The sequence below is a fragment of the Chromobacterium sp. ATCC 53434 genome (assembly GCF_002848345.1).
Lineage (GTDB): Bacteria > Pseudomonadota > Gammaproteobacteria > Burkholderiales > Chromobacteriaceae > Chromobacterium.
In genome coordinates, this window is sequence record NZ_CP025429.1 from 4,769,585 (window position 1) to 4,787,401 (window position 17,817).

14 protein-coding genes are annotated in these 17,817 nt (G+C 66.3%); 6 read left to right on the top strand and 8 right to left on the bottom strand.

The genetic code is table 11. The annotated features are described in order from the left end of the window. Nucleotides 1–151: 151 nt before the first annotated feature. Complete coding sequence (locus CXB49_RS21295; RefSeq protein ID WP_233492880.1) at nt 152–1,612, bottom strand: TolC family outer membrane protein; 1,461 nt, start codon at nt 1,610–1,612, stop codon at nt 152–154. Between the two features lie 178 nt (nt 1,613–1,790). Between CXB49_RS21295 and CXB49_RS21300 the strand changes: the two genes are divergently transcribed. Next, a complete protein-coding gene (locus CXB49_RS21300; protein ID WP_233492881.1) occupies nt 1,791–2,459 on the top strand; it encodes a transglutaminase-like cysteine peptidase in 669 nt (222 codons plus the stop codon). Nucleotides 2,460–2,480: 21 nt separating this feature from the next. Beyond that, nucleotides 2,481–4,382 (top strand): LapD/MoxY N-terminal periplasmic domain-containing protein, encoded by a 1,902-nt coding sequence (locus tag CXB49_RS21305; protein WP_101710804.1) that lies wholly within the window; start codon nt 2,481–2,483, stop codon nt 4,380–4,382. A gap of 87 nt (nt 4,383–4,469) precedes the next feature. Here CXB49_RS21305 and CXB49_RS21310 read toward each other — a convergent pair whose 3' ends face one another. Both CXB49_RS21310 and CXB49_RS21315 read right to left on the bottom strand, forming a co-directional pair. Next, nucleotides 4,470–5,654 (bottom strand): tetratricopeptide repeat protein, encoded by a 1,185-nt coding sequence (locus CXB49_RS21310; RefSeq protein ID WP_101710230.1) that lies wholly within the window; start codon nt 5,652–5,654, stop codon nt 4,470–4,472. Between the two features lie 86 nt (nt 5,655–5,740). Then, nucleotides 5,741–10,096: a retention module-containing protein gene (locus CXB49_RS21315; RefSeq protein WP_158300989.1), complete on the bottom strand. Its 4,356-nt coding sequence runs from the start codon at nt 10,094–10,096 to the stop codon at nt 5,741–5,743. Between the two features lie 305 nt (nt 10,097–10,401). Here CXB49_RS21315 and CXB49_RS21320 point away from each other — a divergent pair, with 305 nt between their 5' ends. From CXB49_RS21320 to CXB49_RS21335, 4 genes are all read left to right on the top strand, one after another. Beyond that, on the top strand, nt 10,402–10,704 hold the full coding sequence (locus tag CXB49_RS21320; protein ID WP_101710232.1) for a hypothetical protein: 303 nt from the start codon (nt 10,402–10,404) through the stop codon (nt 10,702–10,704). Nucleotides 10,705–10,877: 173 nt separating this feature from the next. Continuing rightward, a complete protein-coding gene (locus tag CXB49_RS23790; protein WP_158300990.1) occupies nt 10,878–11,069 on the top strand; it encodes a hypothetical protein in 192 nt (63 codons plus the stop codon). Further along, nucleotides 11,063–11,560, top strand: coding sequence for a GNAT family N-acetyltransferase (locus CXB49_RS21330; protein WP_158300991.1), 498 nt, complete (start codon nt 11,063–11,065; stop codon nt 11,558–11,560). Before CXB49_RS23790 ends, CXB49_RS21330 begins: the two co-directional genes overlap by 7 nt. A gap of 176 nt (nt 11,561–11,736) precedes the next feature. Continuing rightward, nucleotides 11,737–13,611 carry a M3 family metallopeptidase gene (locus CXB49_RS21335; RefSeq protein ID WP_101710235.1) on the top strand — a complete coding sequence of 625 codons (1,875 nt, stop codon included), beginning with the start codon at nt 11,737–11,739 and terminating at the stop codon, nt 13,609–13,611. Between the two features lie 64 nt (nt 13,612–13,675). Here CXB49_RS21335 and CXB49_RS21340 read toward each other — a convergent pair whose 3' ends face one another. From CXB49_RS21340 to CXB49_RS21360, 5 genes are all read right to left on the bottom strand, one after another. Beyond that, complete coding sequence (locus CXB49_RS21340) at nt 13,676–15,166, bottom strand: hypothetical protein (RefSeq protein WP_101710236.1); 1,491 nt, start codon at nt 15,164–15,166, stop codon at nt 13,676–13,678. 16 nt (nt 15,167–15,182) lie between these two features. Next, nucleotides 15,183–15,701 (bottom strand): hypothetical protein, encoded by a 519-nt coding sequence (locus CXB49_RS21345; protein WP_158300992.1) that lies wholly within the window; start codon nt 15,699–15,701, stop codon nt 15,183–15,185. Between the two features lie 115 nt (nt 15,702–15,816). Then, on the bottom strand, nt 15,817–16,365 hold the full coding sequence (locus tag CXB49_RS21350) for a hypothetical protein (RefSeq protein WP_101710238.1): 549 nt from the start codon (nt 16,363–16,365) through the stop codon (nt 15,817–15,819). Nucleotides 16,366–16,433: 68 nt separating this feature from the next. Continuing rightward, nucleotides 16,434–17,285: a D-hexose-6-phosphate mutarotase gene (locus CXB49_RS21355; protein WP_101710805.1), complete on the bottom strand. Its 852-nt coding sequence runs from the start codon at nt 17,283–17,285 to the stop codon at nt 16,434–16,436. Between the two features lie 66 nt (nt 17,286–17,351). Then, a complete protein-coding gene (locus CXB49_RS21360; protein WP_101710239.1) occupies nt 17,352–17,792 on the bottom strand; it encodes a DUF962 domain-containing protein in 441 nt (146 codons plus the stop codon). Nucleotides 17,793–17,817: the final 25 nt, after the last annotated feature.

Consider the following 17,817-nt stretch of genomic DNA (forward strand, 5'->3'; position numbering starts at 1 on the left):
GCGATTGGAAACGGTCGTAGCGGCAAGCCGCTCAATCGCGCCGCGATGGCGTCGGGTTGGCCGCGCCCGGTCGCCGGACCCTGTCGCTACGGGCGCTGGAATGGCCAAAAGACCCGCTTTGCGGGTCTTGTCGGCGCAGGATCGCCACGTTTCAATGCTTCGCGGCCTTGCCGGCTTTTTTGGCCGGGGCGATGGCGGGCGCATCGGCTATCGTGCTGGAGATGTAAGGGTGGATCGGGATGCCTGCGGTGCTGAACGGTTGGGGTGGCGTGTAGGCGGTGCTGCAGCTTTCCAGCTGTTCGGCGTCGTCCGACTCGAAGGCTTGCTGTTCGATGGGCTTCAGTTGCAGGCTGGGCAACAGCAGGCCGGATGCCGCCAGCACGCGGGCCTGGGCCAGCTTGCCGTCGTATTCGGCATTGGTCTGCGCGCGTTTGGAATCGTACAGCTCGTTCTCGCTGTCCAGTACGTCCAGCAATGTGCGCTGGCCGATGTCGAACTGCTTCAGGTAGGCGTCGCGCGCCTTCTCGGTGGACAGCGCGTGCTGGCGCAGGTAGCCCATCTGCTCGCTCAGCTTGTGCACGTCGTTGTTGGCGATGCGCACCGTCTGCTGCAGGTCGCGGCAGGCTTTGTCGCGCAGGTCCAGCGCCGAATTGTAGCGCTCGGCCGATACGCCAAGGCGGGCCTTGTCGGCGCCGCCGCGGAACAGGTTGATGTTGAAGACCAGCTGCACCATCTGCTTGTCGTGACGGCCGTAGATGGCGTCGAGATTGTCGGTTTTCTCAGCATGGGCGCGCAGGTCCAGCGTGGGCGAGAAGGCGCCTTTCTTGACCTTCAGATCGCTTTGGGCGGCGCGCAGATTGGCGACGGAGGACAGATAGGCGGGACTGCTGCGCACGGCGGTCGTCATCAGGTCCTGATCGCGCGGCAGCTTGTCCTGCAGCGAGGGGGCCGGAGCCATGTCGGTCGGCGGCTCATCGCCGATCAGGCGGGCGTAGCGGGCGGATACGTCGTGCAGATTGGACGCCTCGTTGATCATATTGGTCTCGGACAGCGCGAGGCGGCCGGCGGCCTGTTCCAGGTCGACTCGCCGGCCGACGCCGGCTTTCACTTTCTGTTCAATCTGATCGTAGATGCCCTTATGAACGCCATAGCTCTCCTTGGCGAAATCAAGCAGCTGGCGGTAGCGCAACACGTCCAGATAGGCGCGGGTGGCTTCCAGGCCCTGCTGTTCGGAGGCGTCCACGAAGTCGTAGTACTTGCCGCGTTTGCTGAATTCCAGCTGGCGCACCGTGTTCACGGTCTGGAAACCTTGGAACAGGTTTTGGGCGAGGTCCGCCGACCAGCCCTTGCGGGTGAAGTCTTCGGTTATCTGCGGCCCATAGTTGATCAGCGGTTCCTTGTTGTTCTCGCGGGCATAGGTGTAAGAGACGTCCACGGTGGGCATATAGCCGGCGCGGCCGATGCCGGTTTCCTCTGCGGCGGAGCGGAACTCATGGAAACGGAAACGAACTTCCGGGTTGTTGGCGATGGTTTTTGCTACGACCTCGCGCAAGTCTGTGGCTTGCGCCAGCGAGGTCGACAGGCTGAGCAAGGCCGCGATTGTCAGGTGCACGGATCTTTTTTGTAAGTATTTCATGGTCAATGATCTCCGAGAGCAAGGGCGATATTTTTAAGTCATACATCAATCAGGTTAAACTGCAAATTGAAGATGTCAAATGAGTATTTTTGCGGAGGGGAGTATGTTTCCCCAATCTGCTACAGTGGCCATCATTAGCAGGCATGGAATGAACATGAAGCTTTTCTTGCTCGTTTTCAGGCAGCATCTGCGGCATTGCTTGCTGCCTGCCATGCTGTTGCTGGCAGGTCTGTGCGTGACGGCCGCCAGCTTGCCGACGGAGCGCGCCGCCGCGCGCTACGGACCACGCGCGGTGGCGCTGTACCGTGAATGGAACCAACTGCTGAGCGGCTTGCAGGGCGTAGAGGAGAGGCAGAAGCTTTCGGAGGTTAATCAGTTTTTCAACCGGCGCATCCTGTACCGCGAGGACATAGACAACTGGGGCGTTCAGGATTACTGGGCGACGCCGCTGGAGATGTTCGGCAAGGGAGCGGGCGACTGCGAAGACTTCAGCATCGGGAAGTACATTTCCTTGCTGGTATTGGGCGTGTCTCCGGACAAGCTGCGCCTGGTTTACGTCAAGGCGAGGATAGGCGGGCCGGGCAGCACGATCAGCCAGGCGCACATGGTGTTGGCCTACTATCCGTCCCCGAGCGCGGAACCGCTGATTCTGGACAGCCTGGTGACGTCGATCGACACCGCCTCGCAGCGGCCGGATTTGCTGCCGGTATTCAGTTTCAATGCCCAGGGTCTGTGGGTGGGCACCCGCAGCAGCGACGTGTCCAAGCTGACCCGTTGGCGGCAGGTGATGGACAAGATGAAAAACGAAGGCTTCATTTTCTGATCCGATGAGATGGGCGGCGCGATGAAAAACCTTTCCCTGATTCAGCGGCTCTGGTTATTGCTGGTACTGCTGGTGGTCTTATCCCTGACGGGGGCCTTGCTGGCCGATTTATACAATGCCCGCCGTTATTTGGAACAGCAGCTGAGTGGCCAGAATGCCAATACCGCCAATTCGCTGGCCTTGATGATCACCCAGCACCAGGCGGACAAGGCGATGGCGGAAACGCTGATCAATGCCACTTTCGACCAGGGATATTTTCATCACATCCGCTGGCGCGGCGCGGACGGCAAGGTGCTGGTAGACCGCGTGAACCAGGCTACGTTTCCCGCTGCGCCGGAGTGGTTCCGGGCCTTGCTGCCCCTAGCGCCGCAGCCAGGGAACGCGCTGGTGACCGCTGGCTGGCTGCAGGCCGGCGAGATCCGGGTGGAGACCGCGTTGAGCTATGCCTACGAATCGCTGTGGCAGGGCGCGTTGCAGACCATGATGTGGCTGCTGGGCGCCGGCTTGCTGGCCGGTTTGCTGGGTTCCATCGACATCTTCAAGCTGCGGCGCGATCTGCAGCGGGTGGTGAGCCAGGCTAGCGCGATCAGCGCGCGCCGTTTCCAGAGCATGACCGAGCCCAAGGTGCCGGAGCTGGCGCGGGTGGTGCTGGCGATGAACCACATGGTCGAGAGGCTGCAGTCCTACCTGGGCGAGCAGTCGGAGGAGGTGGAGCAACTGCGGCGCGAGCGCCATACCGATCCGGTGACTGGCCTGCCCAACCGCGAAGCGCTGGAGCAGGCGGTATCCAGCACGCTGGCCGAAGAGGACGATGTCCGCGGCTGCCTGCTGCTGTTGAGACTGGTCGGACTGGCCGAGCTGAACCAGCGTTTGGGCGGCGAGCGCGCCGACGCGCTGCTGGTCCGCCTGGCTGCGGACCTCGAAGATCTGGCCTCGCGGCGCAAGGGCTGGATGGCGGCCCGCTTGCGCGGCGCCGACTTCGCCGTGTTCTGCCCAGAGCTGGAGATGGATGGCGGCCGGCAGCTGGCGGCGACGCTGTGCGAGCAACTGGCGCTGTACCGGCAGATGGGTTTGAGCGACCGGGACGACATCGGTCATATCGGCGTGTGCGGCATCGGCCAGGGAGACGAGCTGGCCAGCCTGCTCGCACGCGCCAGCCAGGCGCTGGCCGAGGCCGAGGCGGGAGGGGACAACCAGTGGCGGGTCGATGACGGCGCAGGCCCGGAGGTGGGCAGCGAATGGGATTGGCGCGAGCTGATCGAGGCCAGCTGCCGCGAGCATAGCCTGCGGCTGCGGTGGTTCCCGGTGGTGGACGCGCAGCGCGTGCCAATGTGGCAGGAGGGCATGCTGTACCGTCCGCCGATGGAAGGCCTGCCGGCGCTCAACGCGATGAGGCTGGTGTCCCACAGCCTGCGATTGGGCCTGAGCCACCTGGCCGATCTGGAAGCGTTGCGGCTGGCGCTGGCCGATGCGCCGGGCGCGGCGCTGGCGGTGAACCTGTCGCCGGCCTCGCTGGCGGCCGGAGGCTTTCTGTGGCAGGTGATGGAGATGCTGGGCGGCAGCCGGGCGACGGTGTCATTCGAGTTCGATGAAGCGGGGCTGGACGAGCACTGGGGCGGTTTCCTGGCCTTCGGCGAGGCGGTGAAGGGCGCCGGCCACCGATTGGCGGTGGAAATTCGCGGCCACCGGCTGGAGCTCGTGGCGCGGCTGAACCTGGCGGGTATCGACTACCTGGTGCTGGACGGCGCGCTGACGCGCGGTATCCATCAGGACGAGGGCCGACAGGTGCTGGTGAAGGGTTTGCAGCGCATGACCTCGTTGATGGGCGCCAAGCTGGTGGCCAAGGGCGTGGCCAGCGAGGAGGATGCCAGGCAGTTGCTCGAACTGCGCGTCGATGGCCTGACCGGTCCGGCTATCCACTGAGCCGCAGGGCTGCAGGGCGCAAGGCAGAATCGGCGAGAATGGCGCGGCGCCAAGCCGGGGCGATGTGGAAGCGTCGAAAGCCGGCTGTCAGCCGAGCGCGAGGCTGGGGAGCTTGCTGATCCATGCCGCCAGCCGTTTCTCCTGTCTGACGCGTTGACTGGCGAAAGCATCCTGGCCCACATGGCCGTTGCCCTCCGGTTGCGGGCCCGGCCAGGGGCGGGCGGCATGGGACGCGAAGCAGCGGTCGTGCACCATGCAGCTGAGGCGGACATGAGACCAGACCTTGTCCCGCAAGAACCATTGATCGACGTTGGGCGTTTCCATATGCGCCGAACGGTAGCCGGCCAGCAGCGTGTCCAGCGGCGGCAACGCGCCGGCGACGCCGCCCCACATGCCGGCCAGGATCAGATCGGTATGCGTCCACCAGTCCCGCATCACATGGAACCAGCGACCGGACGCCAGCCATTCGTCGACGGCCAGCTTCTCGCGCGGGCCGATGACGGAATCAGCGTCGCGAACCAGGAAGCGGCCCACCCGCGGGTCGTTTGCCGCCTGGAAGCGCCAGGTCAGCCGTTGGCGCAGGCTTTGCCCCGGCGCCTCCAGCACCAGTTCGCAGCCCAGCGCGGCCAGCTCTCGCCGGACCTCCTCCGGCACCGTTTCATCCAGATAGAAGCGCGCCCGCCAGCCGGGATAGACATGGGGAGCCGCCAGCGCATTGTCGATGGCGCCTCGCAGATAGCGAGGGTTGCCGCCCCACAACGAAAAGGCGATGACCTGGGTTTTCCCCAGGGCGAAGGCCGCCGGATCGGTATCGGGCAGCCGCCAGCCGACAGGCGCCTCGCCATGCTGGCTATCGGACAGCGCCAGCGACCGCGCGCCGGCATCCGCCGCTTCTTGCAGACGGCCAAGCCGGTGGAAGCAGGTGCAGAGCGTGGCGTGCACCAGGGCGTCGCCAGGATCGTGCGCGAGGTAGGCTTGCAGCGTTGGAATGGCTTGCTCGCATTGTTGGCTGCGTGCCAGGGAAATGCCCAGATTGAGCAGGACTTCCCGGTTGTCGGGATAGTCGGGGCGCACCTGGGCCAGCGCCTGGGCGGCGGCGTGGTATTGGCCGGCCAGAAACAGGTAATAGGCCAGCTGCAGCACCAGATCCACCGGCTTCCTATGGCCGTGGCGGTTCACGGCCGCCAGCGTCAGGGCGATGGCCTCCTGTGGTTTGCCGGCTTGCCAGCTGGCGTGGGCGCCGGCGTCCCAGGCGGTGGGCGCTGCGGTCATGGCGTGCTCCTTGCTCAGTGCAGAGGCGACGGTGAAAAAGCCCCCCGCGGAGGACAGGGGGCTTAGCGCGACGATGGAGCCAGGCCTTATTCCGTATGTTGCTGGCCGTGGCTCAACAGGTTTTTCAGCACCTGCGCGTCGCTGAGCGCGATGGCATGCGTCAGGTCGACGCTGGCCAGCGATTGCGCTGCCGGCGCGCCCGGGCCGGAGTGGCGGGCGTCCGTCGCCGCGTCCGCGCTTTCCTTGTGGGCGTTCAGATAGCTGTCCAGACTTGCCGCGCGATGGCCGCCTTCCGGCAGCACGTCCTTCAGGTCCAGCGCATCCTTTCCGTCCCGCTGGCCGTGATCGACAAAGCCGCTCCGGGCCGGCTCCGGCGTGGCGGCGGCGCTTTGTTCGCCCAGCGTCCACTTGAAGGTATCGATGCCGGTACCGCCGCGGGCCCCGGCCTCGGCGGAGTGCGGCGCATCGTGGGCGATGGACGGACTTGGTTGGTTGCCGGCAGGCTCGACGGCGGTCTTCTGCGCGCCATAGACGATGCCGGGCTCATCGCTGGCCGCGCCGTGCCGATGGGTTTCCGTGGCGGCGATCTCTCCGGCGCTAGCCTTGGCATGCCCGGCGGCGGCGATGCTGGTTTCACGTGAAACCGCGTCGGCATGATGAGCAATTGCCGTCTTGTCCGGCGTAGCGGCATCGAGTTTGGCGCTGAGAAGCTCGGTGCTGGCGGCTGTGGCTAGGCTTGCAGTCACGATGCCTTGACTGCCGCCGCTGGACGGGGCGAAGTGGTCAATACCATTAATCGTGATCGATAGCGGGTGGGTGGTGCCATCGATGGACGTAATCGTATAGCTGTAGGTTATGTGGTCGGCGCTGGTGAGATTCTGAGCGCTGGCGTTCAGCGTGAAGGTCCAGATACCGGTGGTTTTGTCGAAGTTGAAGGTGCCGTATGTCTCTGCGACATTGAGGCTCGTGCTGAAACCCGACTCGCCTGCATCGACATCGCTCACAGTAAACGAGTTGCTGATTGAGGCTTGGTCTGTATACATATCTTGGGAAGTGACCCCACTGATTCGCGCTGCGTCATTCACACCAGTGATGACGACGGTGATGTCATGGGCGGTACCATCCTTGGAATAGACGGTGAACACCTCTTGCCGGGTGATGCCCTGGCCCAGGGACTGGACGCCTGACAGGCTATCGTTGACGCTGTAGTGCCAGTTGCCGCTGGCGTCGATGGTGAGGCTGCCGAGGTTGCCGGCTTTGCTGTCGACGCGGCTGGGGTCGATGGCCGACTGGTTCTGGTCGGGGTCGGTCACAATCAGCGTGCCGGAGGCGTCTAGGGTATGGGCGGCGGAGACGTTGAGATCTTCGGTGACGGCGCCACGATCGCTGCCGGAGAACACCGGGATGTCGTTGACGCCGTTGACGATGACGGTGATGTCGTGAGACGTGCCGTCCTTGGAATAGACGGTGAAGACCTCGGTGAGGGTGTCGCCCTGTCCCAGATACTGGACCTTGGCGTTGTCGACGGTGTAGTGCCAGTTGCCGCTGGCGTCGATGGTGATGCTGCCGAGGTTGCCGGCTTTGCTGTCGACGCGGGTGGGGTCGATGGCCGACTGACCCTGGTCGGGGTCGGTCACAGTCAGCGTGCCGGTGTAGTCTAGGGTATTGGCGGCGGAGACGTTGAGATCCTCGGTGACGGCGCCATGATCGCTGCCGGAGAATACCGGGATGTCGTTGACGCCGTTGACGATGACGGTGATGTCGTGAGACGTGCCGTCCTTGGAATAGACGGTGAAGACCTCGGTGAGGGTGTCGCCCTGTCCCAGATATTGAACCTTGGCGTTGTCGACGGTGTAGTGCCAGTTGCCGCTGGCGTCGATGGTGATGCTGCCGAGGTTGCCGGCTTTGCTGTCGACGCGGGTGGGGTCGATGGCCGACTGACCCTGGTCGGGGTCGGTCACAGTCAGCGTGCCGGTGTAGTCTAGGGTATTGGCGGCGGAGACGTTGAGATCCTCGGTGACGGCGCCATGATCGCTGCCGGAGAACACCGGGATGTCGTTGACGCCGTTGACGATGACGGTGATGTCGTGAGACGTGCCGTCCTTGGAATAGACGGTGAAGACCTCGGTGAGGGTGTCGCCCTGTCCCAGATACTGGACCTTGGCGTTGTCGACGGTGTAGTGCCAGTTGCCGCTGGCGTCGATGGTGATGCTGCCGAGGTTGCCGGCTTTGCTGTCGACGCGGGTGGGGTCGATGGCCGACTGACCCTGGTCGGGGTCGGTCACAATCAGCGTGCCGGTGTAGTCTAGGGTATTGGCGGCGGAGACGTTGAGATCCTCGGTGACGGCGCCGTGGTCGTTGCCGGTGATCACCGCTGGGTCGTTGGTGCCGATAATGGTGACGGTGACGGTGGAGGTGGTGCCGTCGGCGCTCTTGACGGTGAAGGATTCGACACGGGATTCGCCCTGGTTGAGCGCCTGGACGATGGGGTCGCTGTTGTTGAGGTTGTAATGCCAGTTGCCGCTGGCGTCGATGCTGAATGTGCCGTAGGTGCCGGCGGTGTTGGTTTGGGCCTGGAAGAACGATTGCCCTTGATCGGCGTCCTTGACGGTGAGCACGCCGCCCACGTCCAGCAGCTTGTCCTCGATCACGGTGCCATTGTCGGTGCCGCCGATCACGGCGGCGTCATTGGTGCCCAGCACATGGATGGTGACCACGGAGGTGGCGGTGCCATCCTTGGACGCGACGGTGAATTGCAGCGGGACGGTGTCGCCCTCGCCCAGCGCCTGCACCTTGGCGCTGCCGTTGTTGATGGTGAAGGTCCAGGTGCCGTCGGCGTTGGCCTGGAAGGTGCCGTAGTCGGTGACTTGTTGCGAGGGCTGCAGTTGGGCCTGGCCCTGATCGATGTCGACCACGGTCAGCTTGCCGCTGGCCACCGTTTGGGCCGGGGTGTCTTCCTTGACGGTGCCGTCGCCGATGTCGCCGGCGCCGCCGATGCTGGCCGGGTCGTTGACGCCGTTGACGACGACGACGACGTTGTGGGTGGTGCCATCCTGGGAGTAGACGGTGAACGACTCGGTACGCGTGTCGCCCTGTCCCAGGTATTGGACCTTGGCGTTGTCGACGCTGTAGTGCCAATTGCCATTGGCATCGATGGTGAGGGCGCCGAGATTGCCGGCCTGGCTGTCCACGCGGGTGGTGTTGAACACCGCCTGGCCTTGGTCGGGATCGACGATGTTGAGCTTGCCGTTGTAGTCCAGCGTATTGCTTGCCGAGACGTTTTGGTCTTCGGTGACGGTGCCGTTGTCGCCGGTGATGATGGCCGGATCGTCCTTGCCCTGGATGGTGACGGTGACGGTATGGGTGGTGCCGTCCAGCGACTGGATGGTGAAGGTGCGGTCGAAGCGATCGGCATTGGTGAGCGCCTGGGCCTTGGCATTGTCCAGGGTGAAGGTCCATTGGCCGGTGGTGCTGTCGAAATGGAAGGTGCCGTAGTCCACCTTGATGTCGGCCTGCGGCTGGAAGCCGGCCTCGCCCGGGTCTGAATCCTTGACGACCAGCGTGCCGCTGACCTGGGTGATGTCATCTTCGACCACGACGCCATGATCGTTGCCGCCGAAGACCGCGGGGTCGTTGACCGGGGTGACGCCGACATTGACGGTGACGGTGGCGGTGCCGCCTCGGCCGTCATTGACGGTGACGGTGAATTTGTCGCTGCCGTTGTAGTCCTGTCCCGGGGTGTAGGTCCAGCTGCCATTGGGATTGATGACGACCACGCCGTGGGCGGGGTCGGAGCCTTTGACGAAGGTGAGCGGATCGCCGTCGGGGTCGCTGGCGGTCAGCGTGCCGCTGACCGGGGTGTCCTCCTTGGTGGTGACGCTCAGGTCGTTGCCCAGCGGGGCGCCATTGGCGGCGGTGAAGAACGGTGGCGAGTCCGGTGTTTCATTGGCGGCGGACAGGGCGGTCTGGGTTGCCGCGGTCGAAATCGGCGCGCTTTCCTGCTGCAGGGCCGCGAGCGATTCCGTAATGCGGCCGAGGCGGATGAAGGAGTGGCCGCTGTTTTCGCCACCTGGGTCGCTCAGGCCCGCTGCGGCGGGGTCGAGATTGTCGAAGGGATTGGCGTTGGGGCCTGGGTTGGGATTGTCCAGCGCGGCGAGAATCTGTTGGGCTTCCGGCGTCAGCGGAGCGATGGCGGCTTCGGTGGCGTCGGCGTGCTGCGCATGCAGCACTTCTTCGGTCAGCATCACCTGGCGGGTGCCGTCAATATGCAGCATCTGGCCGTCGGACTGGCTGATGTCGATGGCGGCGCCGTTCTCCAGTTGCAGCTGCTCCCCGGGAAGCAGGGCATCGCCCGCTTTCAGCAGGCGTACTTTGCCGTCGATGCCGATTGCCTTGACGCTGCCTTGCAGCGCGAGGATGTGTCCTTGAGTGCTGGTGGCCATGGTGGGGCTCCTGGGGGGCGGTTTGCTGACCCCCGCAGAATAGTGAGGCATGGTCCACAGAGACATTGTACCGAAGCGCTATGAAATCGATACTTTTTGCATTTTGTCTGACAATGTTATGAAAAGAGCGGATTACATAGATCATTTGCATGGATTGCAGGACTGGCACTTTGGACAGGTTTGGCTATAAACCGCATAACAGGGGGACTCAGGCGCCGAAATCGCGGGATGAGGAAGGCGTTGGATAATGTCTGACAGTCAGGGCCATCCCGCGGCGCCGCTGTCATCGTCGCGGGGAATTCATCATGGAACTCTATCTGCTCTGCCTGGTTTTCTTTCTGACCGATATCGGCGCCAGGCTGGCGTTGCGCACCCGTTCCTGGCGCGCGGTGGAGCTGACTCTAGTGGCCGGTTTGCTGCTGGCTTGGCTGCTGTATCCCCATCTGAGCGACTGGGCGGTGCCATGGATGCCGCTGGGCTGGGGCATGCTGTTGTACGCGGTGATGGTCGGCCTGCAGCTGGGGCTGATGGATGCCGCGCTGCGCACCGGACTCGGTCGCTGGCGCGCGGCGCACGCGCCAGTGAGGCCGATGCGCCGACGGTGGTGAACCGGCGGCTTTGGCCGCCTTATGCTTGACGAATGACCATCGGCGGGAGCAGACTCCGCGCTTCCGCCGCCTGCGCATCCCTGATGCAGCGCGCGGGAATATATCGGAGCCGCCGTGCCGCCCGGCATGATCGTCTCCTCGCTCTTTCATCGTTCTTTACAGGTACCGCCATCATGGCATCGATCTTTATCCTGTCGCGCCACCTGCTGCGCGACATGCTCGGCGACGAGCATCTTCATCATTCATCCATGCTTTCCCCCGACATGCCGTACCCGTGCCAGGCTTCCCGCTCGGCCGACGAACGGCGACGCCAGCTCGAATGCGGGCTGGACCGGCTGCGGCTGGAAAAGGCGGGCACATGCTGAGCGCGGCGCTGCAAGGCGAGCGGCTGCGGTTGCGGGATTTCCTGCCGTCCGACCGCGACGCCTATCTGGCGGCGCGTCGCGGCGCCGCCTTCGGCCGCCATGCCCAGCCGGAGCAGCGGACCGAGGCGTTCAGCGCCGGTCTGCTCGCGCGCTTTCTCGAACAGCAGCGGCAGACGCCGCGCTGGGACTGGCAGCTGGCCGTGGTCCGCGCCGTCGATGGCGCGCTGATCGGCTCGGTCGGACTGCGCGGCGCGGCCGGCGGCGAGGCCGAGTTTGGCATCGAGCTGGACGAGGCGGTGTGGCGCCGCGGCTACGCGGCCGAGGCGGCGGCGCTGATGCTGGCCTTCGGCCGCGAGCGGCTGGGTTGCCGCCGTTTTCATGCCCGCTGCGTGCCCGGCAATGTGGCGATGCTGGCGCTGGCGATGCGGCTCGGTTTCGAGATGCAGCCGCTGCGCGACGGCGGCCGCCTGGAGTTGCTGCTGGTGGCCTGAGCTTGGCAGGCTTTCAGTTTACTCATGGATAGGGTGGGCAATCATGGCCGTTAAGTACTGAAATATCTTGACCTTTCTAGTACGATGGAATGAGACTTGCTCATCCGTACCGGTGAGGCATCCACCGGTCGAAACCATGCCGCCGGCAGAGCGGCGATACCCCGGGAGAAATGGGAATGACAGCATTGGCAGCGCTGCGCGCCGAGTTTGACGCGCTCAACCACGATTATCTGGCCATCCACAAGGCCAAGGAAGACCTGTTCTGGGACACCTATATGGCGGTGTCCGACGACGATGCCGGTTTCGCCCGCGCCGAGGCCGCGTTCAAGGACTTCATCTCCAGTCCGACGCGGCTGGGGCGGGTGAAGGCGGCGCAGGAAGCGTTGCAGGCGCTGCCGGCCGACGCCGAGCGCGACGCGTTGCTGCATGGTTTCAACGGCTGGCGCGCGCTGTTCGACAGCAACATCATCGAGAGCGACGAGGCGCGCAGGTTGATGACCGAGCTGGTGGAGCTGGAGTCCGGGCTGTTTTCCAAGCGCCGCGACTACAAGATGCGCCACGTCAATGAAAGCGGCCAGCTGGAAGAGGCGACGCTGAGCGGGCTGTCCACCAATATGGGCACCAACCGCGACGAGGCGGCGCGCAAGAGCTCGCACGACGCCTTGCTGGGCTTGGAGCGCTGGGTGCTGGACAACGGCTTCATCGCCATCGTGAACAAGCGCAACGAATTGGCCCGCAGCCTGGGGTACGCCGACTACTTCGAATACAAGGTGAAGAAGAACGAGCAGATGACTCCGGATCAGCTGTTTGCGATTCTGGACGATTTCGAGGCGCGCACCGGCGACGCCAACCAGCGCGCGCTGGACCAGTTGCGGGCAAAGCACGGCGAGGACGCGCTCCAGGCCTACAATCTGCGTTTCCACATGAGCGGCGACGTCACCCGCCAGATCGATCCCTATCTGCCGTTCGCCAAGGCGGTGGAGCGTTGGGTGCTGAGTTTCCGCCGGCTGGGCATACAGTATCGCGGCGCGACGATGCAGCTGGACCTGGTCGAACGCCAGGGCAAGTACCAGAACGGCTTCTGCCACGGCCCGATCCCGTCCTTCTTCGACGGCGAGGCCTGGGTGGCCGGCCAGATCAACTTCACCGCCGACGCCAAGCCGGACCAGGTGGGCAGCGGCGCGCGCGCGATCAACACCTTGTTCCACGAGGGCGGCCACGCCGCCCATTTCGCCAACGTCACGCAGAACTCGCCGTGCTTCTCTCAGGAGTTCGCGCCGACGTCGATGGCCTACGCCGAGACCCAGAGCATGTTCTGCGACAGCCTGCTGGACGACGCCGACTGGCTGAAGCGCTACGCCCGCAACGGCAAGGGCGAGGTCATTCCGGACGCGCTGATCCGCGCCCGCATCGAGGCGACGCAGCCGTTCGCCGCCTACGCCGAGCGCTCCATCGCCGTCGTCGCCTATTTCGAGCGCGCGCTGTACGCGCTGCCGGAAGACGAGCTGGCCGCCGAGCGCGTGTTGCAGCTGGCCCGCGACAGCGAGCGGCGCATCCTGGGCATCGCGGTCAGCCCGCGTCCGCTGCTGGCGATTCCGCACCTGTTGAACCAGGAGTCGGCCGCCGCCTACCATGGCTATCTGCTGGCCAATATGGCGGTCTACCAGACCCGCGCCCATTTCCTGAAGGAATACGGCTATCTGACCGACAACCCGGCCATCGGCCCGAAGCTGGCCGAGCACTACTGGGGCCCGGGCAACAGCATCAATCACAACGCGACCTTGCTGAGTCTGACCGGCGAGCCGTTCAACGCCCGCTATCTGGCCGACAGCTGCAACCAGAGCGCCGACGAGGCCTGGGCCGAGGCGCAGCGTTTGATCGCCGACGCCGCCGCCCGCGATTATCCGGGGCAGTATCCGGACGCGCTGGACGCGCGCATCCGCCTGGTGCACGGCGCCGAGCTGATCGCCGACAACGGCGACGGTGACGCGGCGATGTTCGATCGTTTCGAAAGCTGGGTGGCCGCGCACTATCCGGCCAGCGTGCACTGAGCATCGCGCGGAAATGAAAAACGGCCGGGCAAGCCCGGCCGTTTTCGCGTCCGCCGTCCGGCGGCTACAGCGCCATCCCGGCGGCCGGCTTGCGCGCCAGCCGTTGCGTGTCTTCCGGCGCGCCGGCCAAGGCTTGCAGCGCGTGGGCGGCGCCCTGGCGCAGCGCGTCGGCCAGGTTCAGCGTCAGCTTGGCCTGCGGCTGTGCCGGATCGCCCGGCAGCAGGCTGATCCGGCTTCGCTGGTCGTGCAGCATCGCGAAGCCGGCCTGGCGCAGGCCCTGGCGCCAGCCGGCGTCGGCCAGCGTCGCGCCGAGCGCCTCGCGCTGCGCGGCGTGCAGCGGCAGCTTCTCGCGCCGGCACATCTGCTCCACCGCGGCGCGCGCGCCGTCCAGCAGCGATTGCTTGGCCGGGCTGAGCGCGGCGGCCGCCGCCGCAGGCGCGGTGGCCTGCGGGAAGGCGATGCGGCTGACCGTGCCTTCGAAGTAGTCGCGTATCGTCATCGTCCCTTGCGGACCGTTGGGGCCGCGGCTTTGCGCGAGCTCCACCAGCTTGCCGGAGAAGTCGTTGAAGCGGGTGGTGGTGACGCCGTTGGCGCTGCGGACCTCGGCCTGGCGCGCCACCTGAGCGGTGCGGCGCGCCACCCGGTCCTGATCGTAGCTGCCGTAGGTGCTCCAGATGGTCTGGCCATACTGGTTGACGCCCTCGTCGTGCACCAACGCCGGCTGGCGCGGATCGAAGCGGCGCTGCGGCGGCACGTCGGCCACCGGCACGCCGGCTTGCTGCAGGAAGGCGGTGCCGGCCTGCAGCGTCAGGCCCGCCAGGCCGTTGTCGTAGCCGCCGCCGACGTCGCAGTGATTGCCGGGGAAGTTGAAGTTGAGCGCGCCGGCCTGGGCGGAGAAATCGGCCGCCTTGAACAGGGCGCGGTATTCGTTTTCGGCGCGCAGCACCAGCAGATTGCGGCTGTTCGGCGGGAAGGCCATATTGCCGGACATGCCGGTCATCACCGGATCGTACAGCGCGGCGGCGGACAGGCCGAGCTGGCCCGGCGGCACCAGCATGCGGCCGCTGGCCGGGTCGCTGAGGCCGCGTTCGAACAATAGCTGGGCGAATACCGAGGCGGCGTCGTTGCCGCGGCTGAAGGCGGCGGCGGCCACGGCGACGCTGCCGCCGGGATGGTTTTGCAGCCAGGCGACGGCCTTGCGCTGGAAGTCGTCGTAGGCCAGCTTGGCGGTACGGACCGCCTCGGCGGTGACCGCCGGCGGCAGGAAGGACGAGCCGGGCAGCGTCGGTCCGGTGCCGGGGCCGGGGAAATAGGCGGCGGCGAGCGCCGGATTGCCGGCGGCCGCGGCGGCGGCCTGCCGGTACAGTTGGGCGGCGTTGGTGCTCTGCATGCCGCGCGACAGATGGTCCTTGTCGTTGGCGGTGCCGTCGAAGGCGGCGAAATACACGAACTGGCCGGCGGTCACGGCCGGCTGCGCCGCGCGGGCGATGGTCTCGGCGCGCGAGCGCGCCTGCCGCAGCTCGTCCGCGCTCAGTTGTCCGACGATTCTGGTCATCGATGTCCCCTAGCGCTCAGCGACGCGACAGCGGGTAGATGGCGTAGCGCTGGAAGCCGGCCGCGCCGTCGGTCTGCAGCGTGCTGAACAGGTAGAGCGGGGCGGCGCCGGCGGGCAGTCCGCTCAGCGTGCACGCCAGCATATAGCCGGCTTGCGGCGAGTTCAGGTCCCAGCAGCGCGCGATCGCCGGCCGGCCGGCCAGCACCGCCCTCAGCTTGTCCTGCGCTTCGGCCAGATCGGCCTCGGCCGGGCGTTCGGCGCGGTGCTCGCGGGCGTAGCGCAGCGCGGCGGCGGCTTCGCCGATGTCGGCGAGCGGTCTGACCTGATCCAGCGGCTGCCGCTGGGGCTGGCTGGGCGCGCCGGGGGCGTCGAAGGTGGTGATCAGCGCGCAATGGGCGTCGTCGCGGCAGGACAGCCGCAACTGCAGGCTGTTGCCGGGCTGGCCTATGCTGGCCTGGTGGTCGCCGGCGAGGCCGGACGCGCCGGCCTGGGCCGCGGCGGCGAGCAGCAATAGGGGAAACAGGAGTCTGCGCATGGTTTTTCCTTGTAGGGAGACCGCCGCTAAGCGGACGGCGGGCACGGAAAAAAGCATACGCGGGCGCGGGAGGCGGCCACAAATGACCGGCGTCGTCCCGGCGGGGCGGCGGCGTTTATTGCTGGCGGTAGATCAGTCGGCCTTCGAGCAGCAGCTCGCTGGGCGTCAGCGTCAGGTTGTGGCCGGGCGCGGCGCGGTCGAAGACGAAGCGCTGGCCCTGGTATTCGATCCAGGCGCTGATCGGCTCGCCCTGAAAGCGGCCGAGGATTTCTTCGGAACGGACCACGTCGGCGTCGGCCGGCAGCATCAACCCCTGCGGCGTTTCCGCCTGCTCGACGTCCCAGTTTTCGTCGCCGGCCGGCTGCGGATCGTGGCGAGTGGCGGAGCGCAGCCACAAGCGGAATATCCACAGCGGCAGCAGCACCCGGTGCACGCGCTTGTCGTCGGTGATGACGCAGGCCACCGGAAAGCGCTGGCGGCATTGCGGGCAGCAGGCTTCGGCCGACAGGAAGATCTTGCCCTGCATCAGGCTGGCGATGCCGTCCATGTGCTCGGCGCCGACCATGGTGCGGCACTGCGGGCAGTGCTTGCCGAATCGGCGCACGCTGTTGCCGTTGGCAAAGGTGAGCGGAAGGAAGCGGGAAATCTTGTCGGGTCGTGCCATTGCTGCGATATCCGGTAGCCAGGAGGGGGCGCCGGGGTGCGCCGGCGACGAGAGTCAGATTATAACCGCTAGCCGCGGCGAGAGAAACGCAGCCGGCACGCCAGCGTGTGGACGGCGCCGGGCGGCAGCAGGCGCGCGTCGTCGCCGGCGTTGGCGGTTTCCACGCAGACGAAGCGCCGCCAGTCCGGGTCTGGCAGATCGGCCAGCCGCGCCGCCTTGACCGGCGCCGGGTTCCAGATGACGGTGCTGGCGGAGCCTTCCGGCTGGACGACGATGTCGCGCCGCCAGCCGGCGTCGCGCAGCGTCGCGGCGCGGTCGGCGTAGGCGATCAGATCCACTTCGCCGTCGAAGCGGAACGGGCCGTCCGGCAGCGCGGTCCGGGCGTCGGCCACCTTGTTGTGGGCAGGCGCGCCTTCCAGGCCCAGCAGCTCGACGCTGTCGATGTCGGACACCGCCAAATAGCTGTGCAGCGCGGCGCCGACGGTTTGCGCGGCATCGCCGCGGTTGGCGGTGCTCAGCGCGATGTCGGCGCCGTCCGGGCCGATGCGAAAGCTCAGCGAGGCGGTCAGGCCCTCATGGCTCGGGCCGCTGAGTTTCACGTGGAACACTTCGCCGTCGCGGCCGGTCTCGGCCAGCGTCCACAGCCGCTGGCGCGCGACGCCGTGCGCCGGCTGGCCGGGATCGGACGGGTGCGGACCGAACCACGGCCAGCATACCGGCACGCCGCCGCGTATCGCCTTGCCCGGCTGGCAGGCCGTCTGCGGCGACAGATAGAGCAGCGGCGGCTCGCCGTCGCGGCGGTAGTCGATCAGCTGGCCGCCCAGCAGCGCGATGCGGGCGGAGAAGCCGTCGCCGGCCAGCAGGATCTGTTCGACGCCGGGCGCCAGTTCGGAAAGGCTGATGCCTTGCGGATGGGACATCGTGCGCTCCATCGGGATCGGGGAATGCCGATGATAGCGCGAGGCGCGCGCCGCGCGGCGATGTTTTCAGTCCATCAGTCCCAGTCGCCGCCACAGCGCGCGCAGCGTCCACAGCGGCCCGATCAGCAGGAATTGCAGATCCTGGGTGAACGACGGCTTTTTGCCTTCGCGCGCGTGGCCGGCGAACTGGCCGGACCAGGCCAGCGCGAACACCAGCAGCGAGGCGATGCCCAGCGGCAGGCCCTGGCTCTGGGCGACGGTCAACAGCAGCAGCGCCAGGCCGCCGAGCGCGGCCATCACCAGCGCCGCCGCGCGCGACAGCCGCCAGTACCAGGCCACCGCGGCCAGCGCCGCCAGCCAGGCCCAGGGCAGCGGGCCGGGCAGCACGATCAGCATGCCCAGCAGCGACAGCGCGATCAAGGGCACGCACAGCTTGTGCATGGCGATATTGAACGGGTGGCGGTGGCTCTCGTCGTAGGCCGCCAGCCATTGGGGCAGGGTCATCATCGTTTCGCCTCCGGTTTTCTGCGCT

Bases quoted from the DNA above. Each gene is read 5' to 3' on its own strand.
- CXB49_RS21300 (WP_233492881.1), top strand. From the start codon at position 1,791: ATGAAGCTTTTCTTGCTCGTTTTCAGGCAGCATCTGCGGCATTGCTTG.
- CXB49_RS21305 (WP_101710804.1), top strand. From the start codon at position 2,481: ATGAAAAACCTTTCCCTGATTCAGCGGCTCTGGTTATTGCTGGTACTG.
- CXB49_RS21310 (WP_101710230.1), bottom strand. From the start codon at position 5,654: ATGACCGCAGCGCCCACCGCCTGGGACGCCGGCGCCCACGCCAGCTGG.
- CXB49_RS21315 (WP_158300989.1), bottom strand. From the start codon at position 10,096: ATGGCCACCAGCACTCAAGGACACATCCTCGCGCTGCAAGGCAGCGTC.
- CXB49_RS21320 (WP_101710232.1), top strand. From the start codon at position 10,402: ATGGAACTCTATCTGCTCTGCCTGGTTTTCTTTCTGACCGATATCGGC.
- CXB49_RS23790 (WP_158300990.1), top strand. From the start codon at position 10,878: ATGGCATCGATCTTTATCCTGTCGCGCCACCTGCTGCGCGACATGCTC.
- CXB49_RS21330 (WP_158300991.1), top strand. From the start codon at position 11,063: ATGCTGAGCGCGGCGCTGCAAGGCGAGCGGCTGCGGTTGCGGGATTTC.
- CXB49_RS21335 (WP_101710235.1), top strand. From the start codon at position 11,737: ATGACAGCATTGGCAGCGCTGCGCGCCGAGTTTGACGCGCTCAACCAC.
- CXB49_RS21340 (WP_101710236.1), bottom strand. From the start codon at position 15,166: ATGACCAGAATCGTCGGACAACTGAGCGCGGACGAGCTGCGGCAGGCG.
- CXB49_RS21345 (WP_158300992.1), bottom strand. From the start codon at position 15,701: ATGCGCAGACTCCTGTTTCCCCTATTGCTGCTCGCCGCCGCGGCCCAG.
- CXB49_RS21350 (WP_101710238.1), bottom strand. From the start codon at position 16,365: ATGGCACGACCCGACAAGATTTCCCGCTTCCTTCCGCTCACCTTTGCC.
- CXB49_RS21355 (WP_101710805.1), bottom strand. From the start codon at position 17,285: ATGTCCCATCCGCAAGGCATCAGCCTTTCCGAACTGGCGCCCGGCGTC.
- CXB49_RS21360 (WP_101710239.1), bottom strand. From the start codon at position 17,792: ATGATGACCCTGCCCCAATGGCTGGCGGCCTACGACGAGAGCCACCGC.